The 14,870-nt window shown below is 41.4% G+C and carries 20 protein-coding genes; 7 read left to right on the top strand and 13 right to left on the bottom strand.

The window, feature by feature from the left end:
• Positions 1 to 9: 9 nt before the first annotated feature.
• The 3 genes from ACXAFV_RS15125 to ACXAFV_RS15115 form a co-directional block, all read right to left on the bottom strand.
• Positions 10 to 453, bottom strand: a complete 444-nt coding sequence (locus ACXAFV_RS15125; protein ID WP_475127678.1) for a GNAT family N-acetyltransferase — start codon at positions 451 to 453, stop codon at positions 10 to 12.
• A 315-nt stretch (positions 454 to 768) separates the two neighbouring features.
• Positions 769 to 1,038: a GNAT family N-acetyltransferase gene (locus ACXAFV_RS15120; RefSeq protein ID WP_475127676.1), complete on the bottom strand. Its 270-nt coding sequence runs from the start codon at positions 1,036 to 1,038 to the stop codon at positions 769 to 771.
• Positions 1,035 to 1,682 carry a hypothetical protein gene (locus ACXAFV_RS15115; RefSeq protein WP_475127674.1) on the bottom strand — a complete coding sequence of 216 codons (648 nt, stop codon included), beginning with the start codon at positions 1,680 to 1,682 and terminating at the stop codon, positions 1,035 to 1,037. The genes ACXAFV_RS15120 and ACXAFV_RS15115 overlap by 4 nt, the downstream gene beginning before the upstream one ends.
• A gap of 301 nt (positions 1,683 to 1,983) precedes the next feature.
• On the opposite strand from ACXAFV_RS15115, the gene arr reads away from it, so the two are divergent.
• Positions 1,984 to 2,400 carry an NAD(+)--rifampin ADP-ribosyltransferase gene (gene arr / locus ACXAFV_RS15110; RefSeq protein ID WP_475127673.1) on the top strand — a complete coding sequence of 139 codons (417 nt, stop codon included), beginning with the start codon at positions 1,984 to 1,986 and terminating at the stop codon, positions 2,398 to 2,400.
• Positions 2,401 to 2,515: 115 nt separating this feature from the next.
• Here arr and ACXAFV_RS15105 read toward each other — a convergent pair whose 3' ends face one another.
• The 8 genes from ACXAFV_RS15105 to ACXAFV_RS15070 form a co-directional block, all read right to left on the bottom strand.
• Positions 2,516 to 3,601, bottom strand: a complete 1,086-nt coding sequence (locus ACXAFV_RS15105) for an NAD(P)H-dependent flavin oxidoreductase (RefSeq protein ID WP_475127672.1) — start codon at positions 3,599 to 3,601, stop codon at positions 2,516 to 2,518.
• A gap of 64 nt (positions 3,602 to 3,665) precedes the next feature.
• The gene (gene mraY, locus ACXAFV_RS15100; protein ID WP_475127671.1) at positions 3,666 to 4,622 is read right to left on the bottom strand and encodes a phospho-N-acetylmuramoyl-pentapeptide-transferase; all 957 of its coding nucleotides are present in this window, start codon (positions 4,620 to 4,622) and stop codon (positions 3,666 to 3,668) included.
• Positions 4,623 to 4,771: 149 nt separating this feature from the next.
• The gene (locus ACXAFV_RS15095; RefSeq protein ID WP_475127669.1) at positions 4,772 to 5,662 is read right to left on the bottom strand and encodes a fructose bisphosphate aldolase; all 891 of its coding nucleotides are present in this window, start codon (positions 5,660 to 5,662) and stop codon (positions 4,772 to 4,774) included.
• 122 nt (positions 5,663 to 5,784) lie between these two features.
• The gene (locus ACXAFV_RS15090) at positions 5,785 to 6,414 is read right to left on the bottom strand and encodes a class I SAM-dependent methyltransferase (RefSeq protein ID WP_475127668.1); all 630 of its coding nucleotides are present in this window, start codon (positions 6,412 to 6,414) and stop codon (positions 5,785 to 5,787) included.
• Positions 6,415 to 6,776: 362 nt separating this feature from the next.
• The gene (locus ACXAFV_RS15085) at positions 6,777 to 7,151 is read right to left on the bottom strand and encodes a hypothetical protein (RefSeq protein ID WP_475127667.1); all 375 of its coding nucleotides are present in this window, start codon (positions 7,149 to 7,151) and stop codon (positions 6,777 to 6,779) included.
• A 56-nt stretch (positions 7,152 to 7,207) separates the two neighbouring features.
• Positions 7,208 to 7,456 (bottom strand): type B 50S ribosomal protein L31, encoded by a 249-nt coding sequence (locus ACXAFV_RS15080; RefSeq protein WP_475127666.1) that lies wholly within the window; start codon positions 7,454 to 7,456, stop codon positions 7,208 to 7,210.
• A gap of 24 nt (positions 7,457 to 7,480) precedes the next feature.
• The gene (gene rpsN / locus ACXAFV_RS15075; protein WP_475127665.1) at positions 7,481 to 7,750 is read right to left on the bottom strand and encodes a 30S ribosomal protein S14; all 270 of its coding nucleotides are present in this window, start codon (positions 7,748 to 7,750) and stop codon (positions 7,481 to 7,483) included.
• A 159-nt stretch (positions 7,751 to 7,909) separates the two neighbouring features.
• A complete protein-coding gene (locus ACXAFV_RS15070; RefSeq protein ID WP_475127664.1) occupies positions 7,910 to 8,350 on the bottom strand; it encodes a GNAT family N-acetyltransferase in 441 nt (146 codons plus the stop codon).
• A 317-nt stretch (positions 8,351 to 8,667) separates the two neighbouring features.
• Between ACXAFV_RS15070 and ACXAFV_RS15065 the strand changes: the two genes are divergently transcribed.
• Both ACXAFV_RS15065 and ACXAFV_RS15060 read left to right on the top strand, forming a co-directional pair.
• Positions 8,668 to 8,970 (top strand): hypothetical protein, encoded by a 303-nt coding sequence (locus tag ACXAFV_RS15065; RefSeq protein WP_475127663.1) that lies wholly within the window; start codon positions 8,668 to 8,670, stop codon positions 8,968 to 8,970.
• Positions 8,971 to 9,100: 130 nt separating this feature from the next.
• Positions 9,101 to 9,253, top strand: a complete 153-nt coding sequence (locus ACXAFV_RS15060) for a hypothetical protein (RefSeq protein WP_475127662.1) — start codon at positions 9,101 to 9,103, stop codon at positions 9,251 to 9,253.
• Positions 9,254 to 9,779: 526 nt separating this feature from the next.
• Here the strand turns inward: ACXAFV_RS15060 and ACXAFV_RS15055 are convergent.
• Both ACXAFV_RS15055 and ACXAFV_RS15050 read right to left on the bottom strand, forming a co-directional pair.
• Entirely contained in the window at positions 9,780 to 10,127 is a 348-nt protein-coding gene (locus ACXAFV_RS15055; protein ID WP_475127661.1) for a VOC family protein, read from the bottom strand.
• A gap of 357 nt (positions 10,128 to 10,484) precedes the next feature.
• Entirely contained in the window at positions 10,485 to 11,675 is a 1,191-nt protein-coding gene (locus ACXAFV_RS15050) for an MFS transporter (protein ID WP_475127659.1), read from the bottom strand.
• Between the two features lie 563 nt (positions 11,676 to 12,238).
• Between ACXAFV_RS15050 and ACXAFV_RS15045 the strand changes: the two genes are divergently transcribed.
• From ACXAFV_RS15045 to ACXAFV_RS15030, 4 genes are all read left to right on the top strand, one after another.
• Positions 12,239 to 12,724, top strand: coding sequence for a hypothetical protein (locus ACXAFV_RS15045; protein WP_475127657.1), 486 nt, complete (start codon positions 12,239 to 12,241; stop codon positions 12,722 to 12,724).
• A gap of 405 nt (positions 12,725 to 13,129) precedes the next feature.
• Positions 13,130 to 13,474: an S-Ena type endospore appendage gene (locus tag ACXAFV_RS15040; RefSeq protein ID WP_475127655.1), complete on the top strand. Its 345-nt coding sequence runs from the start codon at positions 13,130 to 13,132 to the stop codon at positions 13,472 to 13,474.
• Between the two features lie 115 nt (positions 13,475 to 13,589).
• Positions 13,590 to 13,940 (top strand): S-Ena type endospore appendage, encoded by a 351-nt coding sequence (locus tag ACXAFV_RS15035; RefSeq protein ID WP_475127653.1) that lies wholly within the window; start codon positions 13,590 to 13,592, stop codon positions 13,938 to 13,940.
• A 118-nt stretch (positions 13,941 to 14,058) separates the two neighbouring features.
• Entirely contained in the window at positions 14,059 to 14,505 is a 447-nt protein-coding gene (locus tag ACXAFV_RS15030; protein WP_475127652.1) for a hypothetical protein, read from the top strand.
• Positions 14,506 to 14,870: the final 365 nt, after the last annotated feature.

Below are 14,870 nucleotides of genomic sequence, written 5' to 3'. Positions count from 1 at the left end.
CTAAACTGCTTACAAAATCATTCTCATTTCAATTTCGTTTTCTTTTTGTCCAACACTGCTAAATCCTACTTTTTCATAGACACGAATTGCTGCTTTGTTTTTCGAGTCTACAACTAATTTTACGATATCAATGTTAGTGTTATAGTGTTTAATACCAAACTCTATTCCTTGTTGGACATAGTTTGCCCCTAAGCCTTCGCCAACTAAATTAGGTTTTAGAGCTAAACCTATTTCCATAATGTTTCCATTTGTGTTGAACTCAAATAAACCAGCAGCCTCATTATCTAATAATGCTACAAACCCGTCGCAACCACCAGGCCCTTTTAATTTATTAGTCTCCTTGAATGACTCATAATATGGAGTCATTACTACTTCTTCAATAAAGCCCTCATAATTCCATGAGTCAATTTCTTTTACAAACTCCATATTTATGGGAATAAATTTAAAACACAAATTAACTTCACCTCTGACGATTTTTTCTACAACTAAGCTGTTCTATTCTTCATAATTTTTTTACTGACCCATTTCTTTTCAACAAAACCGGATTGGTTATTTATAGTCTGGAACAAACACAAGAAATGGGATATTGCCACAATAATTATTTCAAAATGCACCGAATAATTCAATTTTCATTTATCATAATCCCGAATCCAATTCTTCAACTAACCTGCCCAATAGTTAAAGATAGGCAATAGCCCGAAATCAACTATCTGACCTCCAGCAATTGCCCCGTTTAACAATCACTTTTGAACCAACTTCTTAATTCAATCATACTAAATACATATCCGTTATAGACTTATTCCTAATGAACCCAAGGTCTTCATAAAGCTTAATCGCTGGATTATCTTTAAGTACAGCCAAACGGGTAGCCGGGTACTCTTTACTCGAAATGTTAATAGAATGGGATAACAAAAATCGACCAAGACCCCTTTGTTGGTGTTCAGGATCCACGGCTAAACTCATGATGAGAGGATAGTTTTCAAATTCCATGTGAAGGCAGACACCCACAATGCTGTCAGTGCTCTTATCTACAATCACTCTTGAAGACTCATCCATGATTCTATTGTTTTTATGTTTTCTATGAATTCCATCACGTGTTGAATATAATCCTCTTTGGCTGCGATCTGTTTATATGCTCTATTTGCTTTAAAGGCTTTCATGATTAAACCTGCTATATCATCCGTATCTTTACTTGAAACAGATTTTGATCTATATCCTTCAGGAAGCATTGCCTTCAACGATTGTGTTGGACGGATCATCCAATAATTGACTTCACGAACCTGGCATCCTTGTTGTTTATAAGCAGGAACGTGTTCTTCTACAATGTCTATAAAGTAAATTTCATCTTCAGTTTTCGATATCTTTTTTAAATAGTTTAAAAGCTTATGGACCAACCCTTCATAATCATCATAAGGCGGCACAACAAATAAATCTGCCATGAAATGAGGTTTCAGGAATACACCGCCAACGATGGTTTCATCCTTCAAGATTAAATATCCGCAGTCAAAAATGGATGCAATTTCGATCATTGCCGCCGTGGACCTTCTAAAAAAGTAATCTGCATATTTTTGTCCATAATAAATGGAATAATAGCGGATGTATTCTTCGGGTTCCTGATAGACTAATCTCAACCCATCTTCTAGATCAATACGTTCCTTTAAAGATTGACCTTGCTCACTCATTCATTCTCCCCCTCCTCTTCAACTAAACTCCCAATAATTGAAGAAGAGCAATAGCCGGAGATCAATTATCTGATCTTCAGTTATTGCTCCCGATTGTTTCATATCACTTTTTAATACAAATCAGATCGATAGAATCCAAGAAACCATAATTGTTGTTTCCTAATGATAGGTAATCGCCGTTCTACATTGTTCTCTCTACTTACATTATACTACTAATGAAAAATTATTTACAGACTATTCTTTCTATAGATCCTGCCCTATACTGTTATATACAAATCTAAAGTATACGAGGTGTATCAGTATGGATGACAAAAAAAATGTCTTGGATCATGGTCCTTTCTTTCATGGTACTAAAGCAAAACTAAACATTGGGGATCTTTTAGAACCGCAGCACTTATCAAATTACCAGGACAAAAAATCCAACTATATATATTTCACTGCAACATTAAATGCGGCTAAATGGGGTGCTGAATTAGCAAAATCTGAATCAAAAGAAAGAATTTACATTGTAGAACCATTAGGTGATTTTGAAAATGATCCGAACTTAACAGACAAGAAGTTTCCTGGAAACCCAACACGTTCATATAGGTCTAAATCGCCTTTGAAAATAATAGCTGAATTACGTACATGGGAAAGACATTCCGATGAAGAAATAAATCATATGCTTACCTCTTTAAGAAAGTTACGTGAACAAGGAAAAGCTGTAATATACGATTAATCTCAACATTTCTTAACCATAATGATATCCATTTGCTCTTCATCACCCAAATAAAAAGAGTGTGTTCCAGTTTAGTGTGAATCAGCAAGGGTACATCTTTCTATATTAATAGTCATTAAAAGTATGCCACTCCTTCTTGGATGCTTTTGGCTTCTTTGATGATTGAATTTATCAGTGTAGACACGCTTTGTTCTTTAGCTAATCTGGGACTTTGCCCAGACCAAAGGGACATAAAAGCATCTTTGCCTTGTAGTGAAGATGCTTTTCTTATTCTTTTAGTTAATGAATTTTGAATGGGGAAATCTGGTAATAACTCTTCGCATTCCTGCATATCACACGTGAATTTATTTTTTATACCTCTTGCCCATTTACCAGAAAATGCACGCGTTAAAATTATGATATCTTCATTGGTATTTAAGATTGCATCTTTATGCAGACGGTTAGCACCACTCTCAGCACACGTTAAAAATGCTGTACCCATCTGGACACCTTGAGCTCCCAGACATAGGGAAGCCATCAAACCTCTTCCGTCCATAATTCCACCAGCGGCAATGACGGGAATACTTACAGAATCAACTACTTGAGGAATTAGGGACATTAATCCAACCAAACTTTCTTGAGTGTCCTTTATAAAGTTTCCTCGATGTCCGCCAGCTTCACTTCCTTGAACCACAACCATATCCATCCCACTGTTTTCAATTTCAACTGCTTCCGAAACAGTGGTGGCTGTTCCAATCAACATAATATTTTGTCGCTTTAACTCATGAATGATTTCCGCGGAAGGAATACCAAAAGTAAATGAACAGATAGGGATCTTTTCTTCAATCACCACTTTAATTTGTTCATTAAAAGAGTTTACCACTTGGTTAAATTGAGGAACTTCAAGACGGTCAGGTTCTTGAACATGTAGTTCCTTTCTTATAGGTTCTAATTTCTCATCAGCGAATTTGATGGATGCATCAGTGAAATTAAATTCATTAGGGACGAATAGATTGATTCCAAAGTTACCTGTTGTTAATTGTTTGATTTCCCTGGTTTGTATTCTTATTTGCTCAGCAGTCATGTAACCTGCTCCCATCATTCCTAAGCCGCCAGAATTGGATACCTCAGATACCAATTGAGAAGTTGTAATTCCACCCGCCATAGGTGCTTGAATGATCGGATAATTAATTTTTAAAAGATCTGTCAATGTATTATTCAATAAATAGCCCACCTTAATTGGAATTAAAAGACTTTAGAAATTGATTTCTGGTAAGAATCTTCCTTTATGGATGCAGTACAAACCTCCAATATGCCAAACAAATAAACGTACAAACCCAGGAAACAAACCCAAACACCGTGACAATCGTATTCTCAGACCACCCGTATCTCAAGCCATAGTGAAAATGAATCGGTGTCATCCTGAAGATCCGCTTCCCTGTCATTTTAAATGAGGCAACCTGAAGGATCACCGAAAGCTGCTCGGCAAAATAGATGATGAATAACAGCGGAATGAGAATCTCCACCTTCTCAATCACGGCAAGAAATGAAAGGGATCCGCCGATCGCCAATGATCCGGTATCCCCCATAAATGCTTTGGCAGGATAGAGATTATAAATAAGAAAACCGAGCAGGCATCCGATCATGACCAAACTAAAAAGCTTCACCTCTGGTGTGTCCGATATGACAAAAAAGAAAAAGTATGTAGGGATGGCAACGATGCCTAACAGCCCGTCCAGGCCGTCTGTAAAATTGATGGCATTGGCCGAACCAACAACAAATAAGGCGATCACAATGATATAAACCACCATCGGAATATCAAAGGAGACATTTTGAGTAATACGAATTCCGGTATCTATCCCCAGTCCGCTGATCACGTAGAAAAGCAATGAACCCGTAAATAGAAATTGCAGCACGAGCTTTGTCCTGCCCGATACCCCTAATGGATCTTGGCGTGAAGCCTTCCAAAAGTCATCCAAAAAACCGATAAAACCAAATAGGATGTACGTAGCAGCCAGGAAATACATAAATGGGGTAGGCGAAAATAGGACGGATACGATAATGCCTGTTAAAAGAATGATTCCAAACATCAGCGGAGTCCCTTTTTTCAACTGATGATTGGAAGGAAGCTCTTTCCTGATCGGCTGAAGCAGCTTTAATTTTGTTAATAGAGCAATGAAAAACGGGGACAACACAGCGACTACTATAAAAGCAATGATGGCCGGGATGATTTGATCACTCACATCTAGTATTCTCCTTTTCTATTTATTTCCTATATATAAGTTCTAGTAAGACGGTTGATATCCTTTAATCTATGCGAAAAAGCTGCGTATGATCATGATGCACATAAAAAAGCCTCCCACTCCCAAAGGAAGCAGAAGGCCGAAACGCTTTATTTTTTATGAACAGAAGCATTATAAATCGACTCAATCGCACTCTTCATCGCTTCGTCGAATTCTTCACCCGTTTGATTGACCCTCAATTCCTCAGCCAGTGCACGGGAGAAGCTTGCAATCATTCCATCGTTTTCTTTCAGCTTCTCATTCGCTTCTTCACGGGAGTATCCTCCGGACAGGGCAACCACCCGGACGACGCGCGGATGCTCGACCAATTCTTTGTACGCATTGGCCTTTGTCGGTATGGTGAGCTTCAGCATCACGTTTTCATCTTCGGACAAATCATTCAGATGCTTGAGGATCTCCGTCCGCAGGATTTCTTCGCACTCTTCCTTGTTCCCGCTGTGGATATTCACTTCCGGCTCGATGATTGGAATGAGATCGGCCGCTATAATTCTCTTGCCGATCTCGAATTGCTGATCCACCACGGCCTTGATCCCCGCTTCATTCGGCTCATGGATGACCGAACGCATCTTGGTGCCGAAAATATTCCGTTCATTCGCACGGCGAAGCGTCTCATCCAAATCCGGATTCGGCTTCATGAGCTGGACGCCATTTTCTTGTTCAGCAAGCCCTTTATCCACTTTCAAGAATGGGACAATTCCGTTGTCAGCCAGATAATCCGCCGTATACTTCCCTTCTACCTTGCTGTCCATCGTCTGCTCGAACAAAATCACTCCGAGGATGTGCTCTGAGGTGAAAGCAGGAGACGTCATGATCCTCGTACGCATCTCGTGCACCTGCTCAAACATTTCGTCGTCATTCGAATAGGCATCCCCAATCACGCCATACGCTTCCAACGCTTTAGGTGTACTGCCGCCGCTCTGATCCAGCGCTGCAATAAACCCTTTACCATTCTTCATTCGATCCAATTGACTCTGATTCATCCGTTCCACTCCTTTTTCATTCTTCTGGTAAACCTTCCTCTATACTAGTTCCCCATTTTTTCGGGAGTTAACACATATTATGCGGGAATTGGATGTTTTCTTCAGAAATGGTGGATCTCTATTTAGTTGGATTTATGACATGTTATCACCATAAACGGAAACGGTGGCTTCCCCTCCGCATTCTTATGGGGCTCCACTATCTCCGAAATTTCCACAAGCCCATAATCCCCGAAGTCACGCTTGATGGACTCGCTATTATAGAAGAACATTTTCACACCTTCCATGATCTCGAAATAGTCCTTGCCGAGCTGTTTGCCCTTCCCATACATCGGGGCATCTTTTGAAATCGTCGTAAACACCATGTATCCGCCGGGTATCAGCTGGTCGTAGCAGTCCCTGATAAACTTTCCCCGCTCCTCTTCACTCAACAAGTCAATGAGCGCATAGCTGAATATCCCGTCGTACTGTTTGTTGTCAAACGGCATATCGGATACCGAACCATGGTAGATGGGAATCTCCATTCTGCTTTCCCTCGCCAGTTCTATCGCCGTTTTAGAAATCTCGATACCAGTTGCACTCATACCGCTTTCCATAAAAACCTTCGCATTTCGGCCGTAACCAATACCCGGAATAAGCACATCCTTCACGTTCTTCTCAAGGAAAAAATCCTTCGTACGGATGGCAGAGTCTGCAGGTTCGAACCCCCACATCGTTTGATTTTGTATGAAACTTGCTTCCCAGAATTCTGTCATGAAAACACACCCTTTTCAATGAAAATTTCAGCCTTAATGACACTGAAATGGACCATTTTTTAATATTTCTACAAATTATATCGTAGCTCCATCACTATTTAGCATTCGATCGTTAAAAAGATCCTCCTTCAAGTCAAATCAGACAAAATCAGTAACCTTCTCGCCCTTTTATTATCGAATTCTTTGAATTTATTATTGAAATCCAAAGAATTATTATCGAAATTGAGGAATATATTATCGAATGGCCGGAAGCAGCTTTAGTTTATTTTCAATTCTCTGGATATATGACCAAATAGCTCTTGTTATGAGCGTCTTGAAACTTTTATGATCAAACTATGTCCTTCCATACGCTAAGACTAGCTTTACCAAAGAACCGATCCCATTCCAACCGAAAAATAAAAGTACTTCTTATCGGATACCCCCGGCTCCCCGCGCTCAATCACATCCGTACAATCCACCCACTTCACCTGCTGAAGCTTCTGATCTAGTTGACGATTAATCTCCTTTTCGATCTCCCTCATCTCCGCCATGAACTCCCCAAATGTGAGATGAAAGTGATCGGCGGCCTGCCGGTGGGGAGCGTGCAGGATGAGAAGTTCCATGAATTCATCCGAGGTTGAAGCCTGCCTGGCAAGTTCATCCTCCCGCTGGACGATATACTGATACATCTCTCTCTTTCGTGGAGGAAGTGACTGCACGATGTCTCTCGCCAGTATTTCCATCATATGTCCATTCATGCCTAACACCTTTCTTATGACAGAAACGGGCTGCACATGTATGCAGCCCCCTCCGATTATTTTTTCATATTGTATTTCTTCATGAAGCGCTCCGCACGGCCTCCGCGATCGGAGAACTTCTGTCTTCCCGTATAGAACGGGTGGGTGTCGGAACTGATTTCCACTTTTAAGAGCGGATAGACATTCCCGTCCTCCCACTCAATCGTTTCAGCTGACGTCATTGTCGAACCCGTCAGGAACTTAAATCCGCTGTTCGTATCCATAAACACTACATCTTGATAGTCTGGGTGAATTCCTTTTTTCATCCGTCATTTTCCTCCTTGTTTCTATTACCAGCTTGATTTCTTCACACCGGGAATCTGCCCTTTATGCGCCAATTCACGGAATGCAATACGAGACATCTTGAACTTTCTAAGATATCCGCGAGGACGCCCCGTCACATCGCAGCGGTTCTTCAGGCGGGTAGGGGATGAATCCCGAGGAAGTTTCTTAAGCGCTTCGTAATCCCCCTTCTCCTTCAACTCTCTCCTTAACTCTGCATATTTCAACACCGTCTCCTGACGCTTCTTTTCCTTTGCGACTTTCGATTTCTTCGCCAACTGTATGTCCTCCTATCTATTTTCAAATCGTAATCATTACGATTTAATGAGTATAAAAGTATTAAATCATAATCATTCCGATTATGCAACTGAAAGTTACCGATCCTCGCAAAACGAAGCCAAAAAAAGACGGTCCCTCAATGAGGATCCGTCCCATTCCTATATATGTTTAACGACAGCTATCTCCCTGCCAAACCGGTCTCCCTCATCAACAAACCCCAAGCCTGCATATAGGTGATGAGCTCCTTTATTATCCGGGTGGTAGCCGACCACAATTTTGTCCGCAACCGGCAGCTTGGCCATTTCCTCGATCATCAGTTTCGTTGCTTCTTTCCCTATTCCTTGGCCCTGCCAGGATTGATCCACCATGATCCTGTAGATCCAGTATCCGTCAAGTTCTTCCTTGACTGAATTAAACATCAGGAACCCGGCCATCTTCCCATCGCTGTATATCGCATATGCCTTCAGCCCCGGTTCGAATTTCGTCTGTGCGATCGAAACCGCGTTTGATTCCATGTACTCGGCTTGTTTTTCCGTTAACGCCAACCCGCAGCACTCATACCAATTTTCAGAGTTGATTTCATCTAATCTGACATTCATCTTATATTCCCCTTTCGATCTAGGGGACCGCTCCATCACCTTTGTTAATGAGGCGTGCTCCCCTGGTGTTTTACCTTATTCAATGCAGTTTTGTTTTTCATACTGAACGCCTCCCTTAACAAAGATGGCCATATAAACTCAGGCATAATGATCATACCATATTTTTCTATATGATTAGTAAAAATATTTTTAATGACTTTAGTTTAACGGCTTCAGCTCAAGGATTTTTTGTTCGCAAGTGATAAATTGTCTAAATAGACAGCCATCTATATGGTAGAATGAATTTGCATTTATTTTCCAACAAAGAGGTGAATTGAATGTCAGACGGCTTAGGTTTGTTTTTGACGATTGTTCTCGAGATTTTCGTGTTTGTCCTGCTTAACTATTTTGCATTCAAGAAATCGGCCGGCAGTATTAAAAGGCGGTTGTGGGCTGGTATCATTTTTCTATTTCTGACCCCTATCATCTTTTTCGGAACGCTTATGTTCGTATCTATATTTGATGAGAGCGGCTGGGGCGCCGGCATATTGGCGGTGGTTTTTTCAGGACTCTATATACTGAATGGAATCATCATATTGCTCTCTTCCCTTCACATCTACCTTACTAAAAGACCCGGATAACGGTTAAAATCAGCGAGTAATCTCCGTCTTTATGTAATACAGATGTGGGTTCTCCTGCCGCCTAAACGCATATCCCCATCCCATTCCGTTCATAATAAAAGCTTAAATCAACTAAGGAAGGTGAACTTTCATGAAACAAAACCAACAACAGAAGTTGGATTCAGCGATGAAACCGGAAGCTGCCGGAACCAATGCCCAGGAAGTGAAAAAACAAATCCAAAAAGATGTGAGTGCCGGACAGGGCTCGATGACTTCCCGTGAAGCTGGTGCGATGCGGGACTAGTGAGTTTTCTAATTCCATCCTGCCTCCATTGATGACATTCCATTAGAATCATTCTAAGTGGCTTATATATTTGAAATCCGGCTTGTAATTTTGTGGTTTGGCTTGTATTTTTCAAAAGTGGCTTGTAAATCTGTGATTTGGCTTGTAAATCTGATAAGTGGGGCGATAAATGGTGAAAGTGGCTTGATTGATGACATCGGGCACGGTTTCACCAGCTTGTCACCCGAGTTTTCCCCTGAATCTCAGGCTTGTAAGGGATGAATTTGTCTATTTTAAACAAAACCACACAAAAAGGGCTGATTCCCGGCAACACTACAGCCGGGAATCAGCCATCAATTTATAATTTAATGAGATTGAAAATCTATCCCTTTAACCAAGTCCGGATCCGTCCAACAGCCATACCCGTCCGTCATCACAAAAAAGAGCCAAAAAAATAGGGCCAGACCCCCGCCGTGCTAATGTTTTGTTTGGCGGGGGTCTGGCCCTATGAATTGGCGAGTTTCTTACCTCAATGAACCACCTGTTGCTATTTCTCCCAAAGCTCGACCAGTCGGCCATCTGGATCTTCAATCCAAACAAATTGTCCAAATTCACTAACCTCTTTTTCCTTTACAAGCGGTACACCAATCCGTTCAAGGTGCATCATCATCTCGTCCAGATTATGCACTTGAAAATTCAACATCACTTGCTGTTCTGCTGGAAAATAACTGCTGTCCTCGGTAAAGAATGAAAAGATCGTTTCATTTCCTGGTTCGGGTTTTATCACAGTCCCATTCCAATTTTCAATATCAATCTTCAGCACTTCACTGTACCATCTTTTCACATCTTCCATATTCTTCGTTCTCCAAAATACTCCTCCGAAACCTTTTATCATCTTTCCCACTCCTGTCTCTCGTCAATCTTTAACACTGTTTCCATTTTAACATTCACGCCCGCAGAAGAATGATGTAAAATATCGATAATCAAAACAGCGCCTAACTCGACATTGGTTTTGGTACTCTCTTTTAATTGTACAATAAGTATTGTCCGAAATTTATGTCAATTGTCATATCAAAACAAAAAAATATCGAATAAATAGAAATGACGCATGCCAATCCATACGTCATTTCTTGTGTCGTTTAGGTAGAACGTTTTTTCAAATGTCGAAATGAGCCGTAGGACCTGTCCCAATGACTCAAATAGAGAAGTGGCCCGCGGCGTGACTCACCATTGCCCCCGCGCTCCATCCACATCACCCGTTCCCCCGACCCCTGATCCGTCCAACAGCCAAATACCCGCCGGACATCACAAAAAAGATCAGCAGCAAGCCGGCAAAACCATCTGTAAACCCGCTACGTTCAATCGCATATCCGAACAACGGAAAGCTGATCATGATCACAAAACTCTCCATCAAGCCGATCAGCGAAAGGAACGTCGACCTGACATTGCTTTCCAGGAACCGCTGAATGAATGAGCTGAAAATCGGTTCGAACAGGCTCAGCAGCTGCGCGAGGAACAGGAATGACAGCAGGATCGCCCAGTCGGTGGCAAAGATGAACAGAATGAAGAACAAAAGGAATAGTCCCAACCCGTAATAGAGGATATTGAAAAACTTGAACCGTTCTTCCACCTTGTACGCGACCTTCGCCATCACAACCCCTAGGAGTCCTTCAATCGTGAATATTGCCCCTACTACGATCGAGGAGTAGCCCAGTTGAATGAAGTATTCCTGTCCATAGAACACGATGATTACCATGACGGCACTCGCCAGGATGAACAGCACGACCGGCCGGTGGATGACGGGATTGTTTTTCCAGACCCTCACACCAAGTTTGAATTGATGGACCCACTGGTTATACCAGCGCCCGCCGATGTCTTCCGTCTTCTCGCGCTGTGGCTCATTCATGAACAGCAGCGGAATCACGGCAAGGACATGGGTCACGATCGTCGAGCCGTACACCCATTCCCAGCTGACCTCGGCCATGAAGCCGCCTAGGAATTTCGCCAGGCTCAGCGATAATAACGAAATCGCCATCATGTTCCCGATCACCCTCGTATAGTCTTTTTCTCGATTTTGATTTTTCAATGTGTCATAAGCAAATGCCTGCTCGGCGCCTGAATGGAAGGTGACCATCAGCCCCATCGACAGAAACGCGAGCGTGAACACAGTAAACGTCCCGCTGATCAGCATTAACAGTGCATACAGGAGGCTGAACAGATTCCCGATCACCAGGCTGACCTTCCTTCCGTACAAATCGGCGATCATACCGGTCGGCACCTCAAATAACACGATGGCTAGGTGCAGCAGCGCCTCCAGCAGCCCGATCTCACCGAACGTCATGCCCTTATCGCCGAGATAAATGACCCACAAAGCGCGGTCAAAAAATAACTGTGCAAAGAATAAATAAAAATAGAGCAAATATATATTGTTTTTCGTTTTCATTGAATGTCGTCCTCTCTTAAACAAAAAGTCAAAAAAAGCCGCAGGGCATCATCCCCTGCGGCTTTCGCTATTTTCAGGAAATCATACATCGTTCATGGATATTCAGCTAAAAATGGACAGACCTGTCCCGTTGGCAGCTGAAAATCCAAAAATAGACATCATGAAAACAAGATATTTCTTTCTGGCTCTGATGTCTACAGTGAACGATTGCATGAGTTTCCCTCCTTTATGTTTAAGATTCCCTTTTATTATATAGAGGTTTCCAGTTATAGACAAGTGAATATTAGGACTCGTCCCCCAAGCCCCACCATTCACTTCAGTCTATTCCAGAAAAGCAAAAACTCCCCACTGTAATGGTGAGTTCTCGTTGTTAAGTTCTGATTCCTATAGTAGAAGGAAGAATTCATATTCTTTTACAGAATTAATTCTATTTATCTTGCTATGGTAGTTAGTACACAAAATAAGTTCAGTTTATAAATTAGTAGAAATAAGATAGTAGCCGTAACAACTTGTACTAGGATTGCATTTACTATTATAGCTTCAATTTGAAAGGAGGTTTGATTATGGGAAAGAAATGTCCAAGCCATTGTCCTGAAGAATCCGGGGAAGTATGCCGCAATGACAGGATTCATAGTGATGTCGTGATAGAGTGTAATAACCTGCTAATACGCCAAGACTTCTGTGTGGATGCAATCGTGGGTGTAACACCACCCACAGATGGTGGTACCATACAGGAATTAGTTGAAAATACGATTTTTAAATATGCACCAGGAGTTTCACTTCCAAATGAACCTGTTCGACTAATGACCGTTATCGCTCGAAACCTCTCTGCCAACTCTGTGGATGTGACCATACAACGTGCTTCAACATCAGATAGTCTGCCACCTGTTAATCTAGTAAATGTGACCGTTTCACCAAACAGCGAAGTGGCGTTATCTGCTCCTAATGCGAATCAACTTGTCGCTTCAGCGGAAGTTGCGAGTAGAGTGAGATTCTTTATTACTGTGATTTATCCAGCTGATCCTGTTGCTCCAAATGATCCAGTATAATCTGCTCATTACTTCTACGAAGAAGGCACTTGAATTAAGTGCTTTCTTTTATTTATGGGTTAGTGTTTTCAGCATATGAACTCTACTCCCCCTAACCTGAATAATGGCCGGCACTCGAATTAACACTGAAATTGGCACTGGTTGGGGGCTGCAATTTACACCATGGGGACAGGTACCATGGTTCTTTTCCCTAACCAATCACCAATACTCCCTTGTTCAATCCAGGCTGCTTCCAGAAGTTGTCCCAGGAAGTACGGAGACCATTCTTATCTTATTGAACCCGCAGCTACTCTACTTAATAGAACTATTAAACAAACTCTATTATTTCCACACCTGTCCAAACGAATTCTCACTTATTTCCATATACTATTACTATTCTTACATTAATAGAAAGGAATGATAGCGATGTGTAGCAAAAAACATTCGTCTGGAGCTTGTTGTCCTCCAGCACTAATATTCCAAGAGGAAATCTGCGGGAATTTTAGAGGAGATGGGACTGGTCAAATCGTATGGTCAGTTCCAGCCGGGGTTTACTTTGAAGGAACATTTCAGATCTTCAACTCTGCAAGTAGTGGAAGCAACGTAACTGGTAATGTCATCGATGGTAACGGTAATAATACTCCTTTTACTGTTCCACCCGGCTTTACCATCTCTAGATCTGTCATCAATCCAGCAACCTTTAATATCACAGCACCTGTCGGAACAAGCGGTACGTACTGTATTACCCTATATAAACGTGTTCTAGCATAAGGTGTATAAAAACTAAATAAAACGTTGTATTTCAAAATGGACAAACCTATATTTGGTTTTTATCCTGAATAACGAAAGCATGTTCATTAAAAATTTGTGAAGGGAAGAGATAGCTATGTGTAATTCAAATGGTGGATCCGATGGTGCCTGCTGTCCTCCAGCACAATTCTTTCAAGAGAAGATTTGCGGAAACTTTGTTGGTGTTGGGACCGGGCCTCAATTAGTATGGTCAGCGCCTGCCGGCGATTATTTTGAAGGCGCGTTTCAGGCCTTCAATTCAGCGGCAAGCCCAGATAATATTTCAATCAATATTGCACGTGTTGATGGATCAGTTGTATCAGAATCAGCCACACCTGGTTCTACAGTATCATTATCAGTAATTAACCCTGTTTCTTTAACAATATTTGCAGATGTAGGAGAAAGCGGTACGTACTGTATGACTCTTTATAAACGTGTTCTAGCATAATGTAGTCGATAAACATACTAAATTCTTCTCATCATCCATTTCAACATTAATAGGTACGTAAACCTTATAAATTGGATAGATCAACTATATTAGCATTTGAAAGGGGGATATTTTAGTAGTGTGTGGAAATCCTTGTTGCCCTCCAATAAACCTTCCGAAAGAGCAGCCTGTATTTGGTTCGTTATATGGTACTGATGGATTCATTCTTGCTGCAAACAATGTACCGTTGCAATTCGTTAATGCAGGACCAACTTCTGGAATGACGTCTGATCCTGCAACAGAAACAATAACCGTAAATAGCTTTGGTTTATATGAAGTTAATTTTTCATTGACTAATCAAGGTCCTATTGGTTCCTCAGTTCGATACAGTATTTATGTTAATGGGTCTGAGGTTACTACTTCCCGTATCATTTTTACCAACACCAGTGCTCTTGCTACTTCACCAGGATCTAAGACCATTCTAATAACATTAAATTCTTCTGATCAGATAACCGTTCGACCTTCTGTTGTACAGAATATACCAGCTTATTTAAACCCAACACTGATTGCAAAAAAAATCTTCTAACTATTTTCCCTTATTTTTAGAATATTGACTCCATCCCGTTAAGAAACAAAAAGGATCTTTCTTTTTAAAGATCCTTTTTTTATTTGCCTATACCATAGCTTATTTGTTCCCCTCGTCAGACATTATGCTGGCGTCTATGGCTGAACAACTGACCGGTGCATGGCCGAACTGATTATCAACAATTCTTCAGCAACCCCCGCACTCCAGAGAGCCACAGGGAGAGGTCAATTGGCTCAGGTGGGCCACGGAACCTGTCCCCGTGGCTCTTATAAATGTTAAGGGAATTATAGACAAGAGGATAATGCATACTATAAAACCCTGGAAGGAAACATGACTTTTCCCCCGTTAAAGGTACTGAATTTCGC

This window comes from Rossellomorea sp. ABR4_012, assembly GCF_056159545.1.
This window is presented reverse-complemented; position numbering and strand designations above follow the sequence as displayed.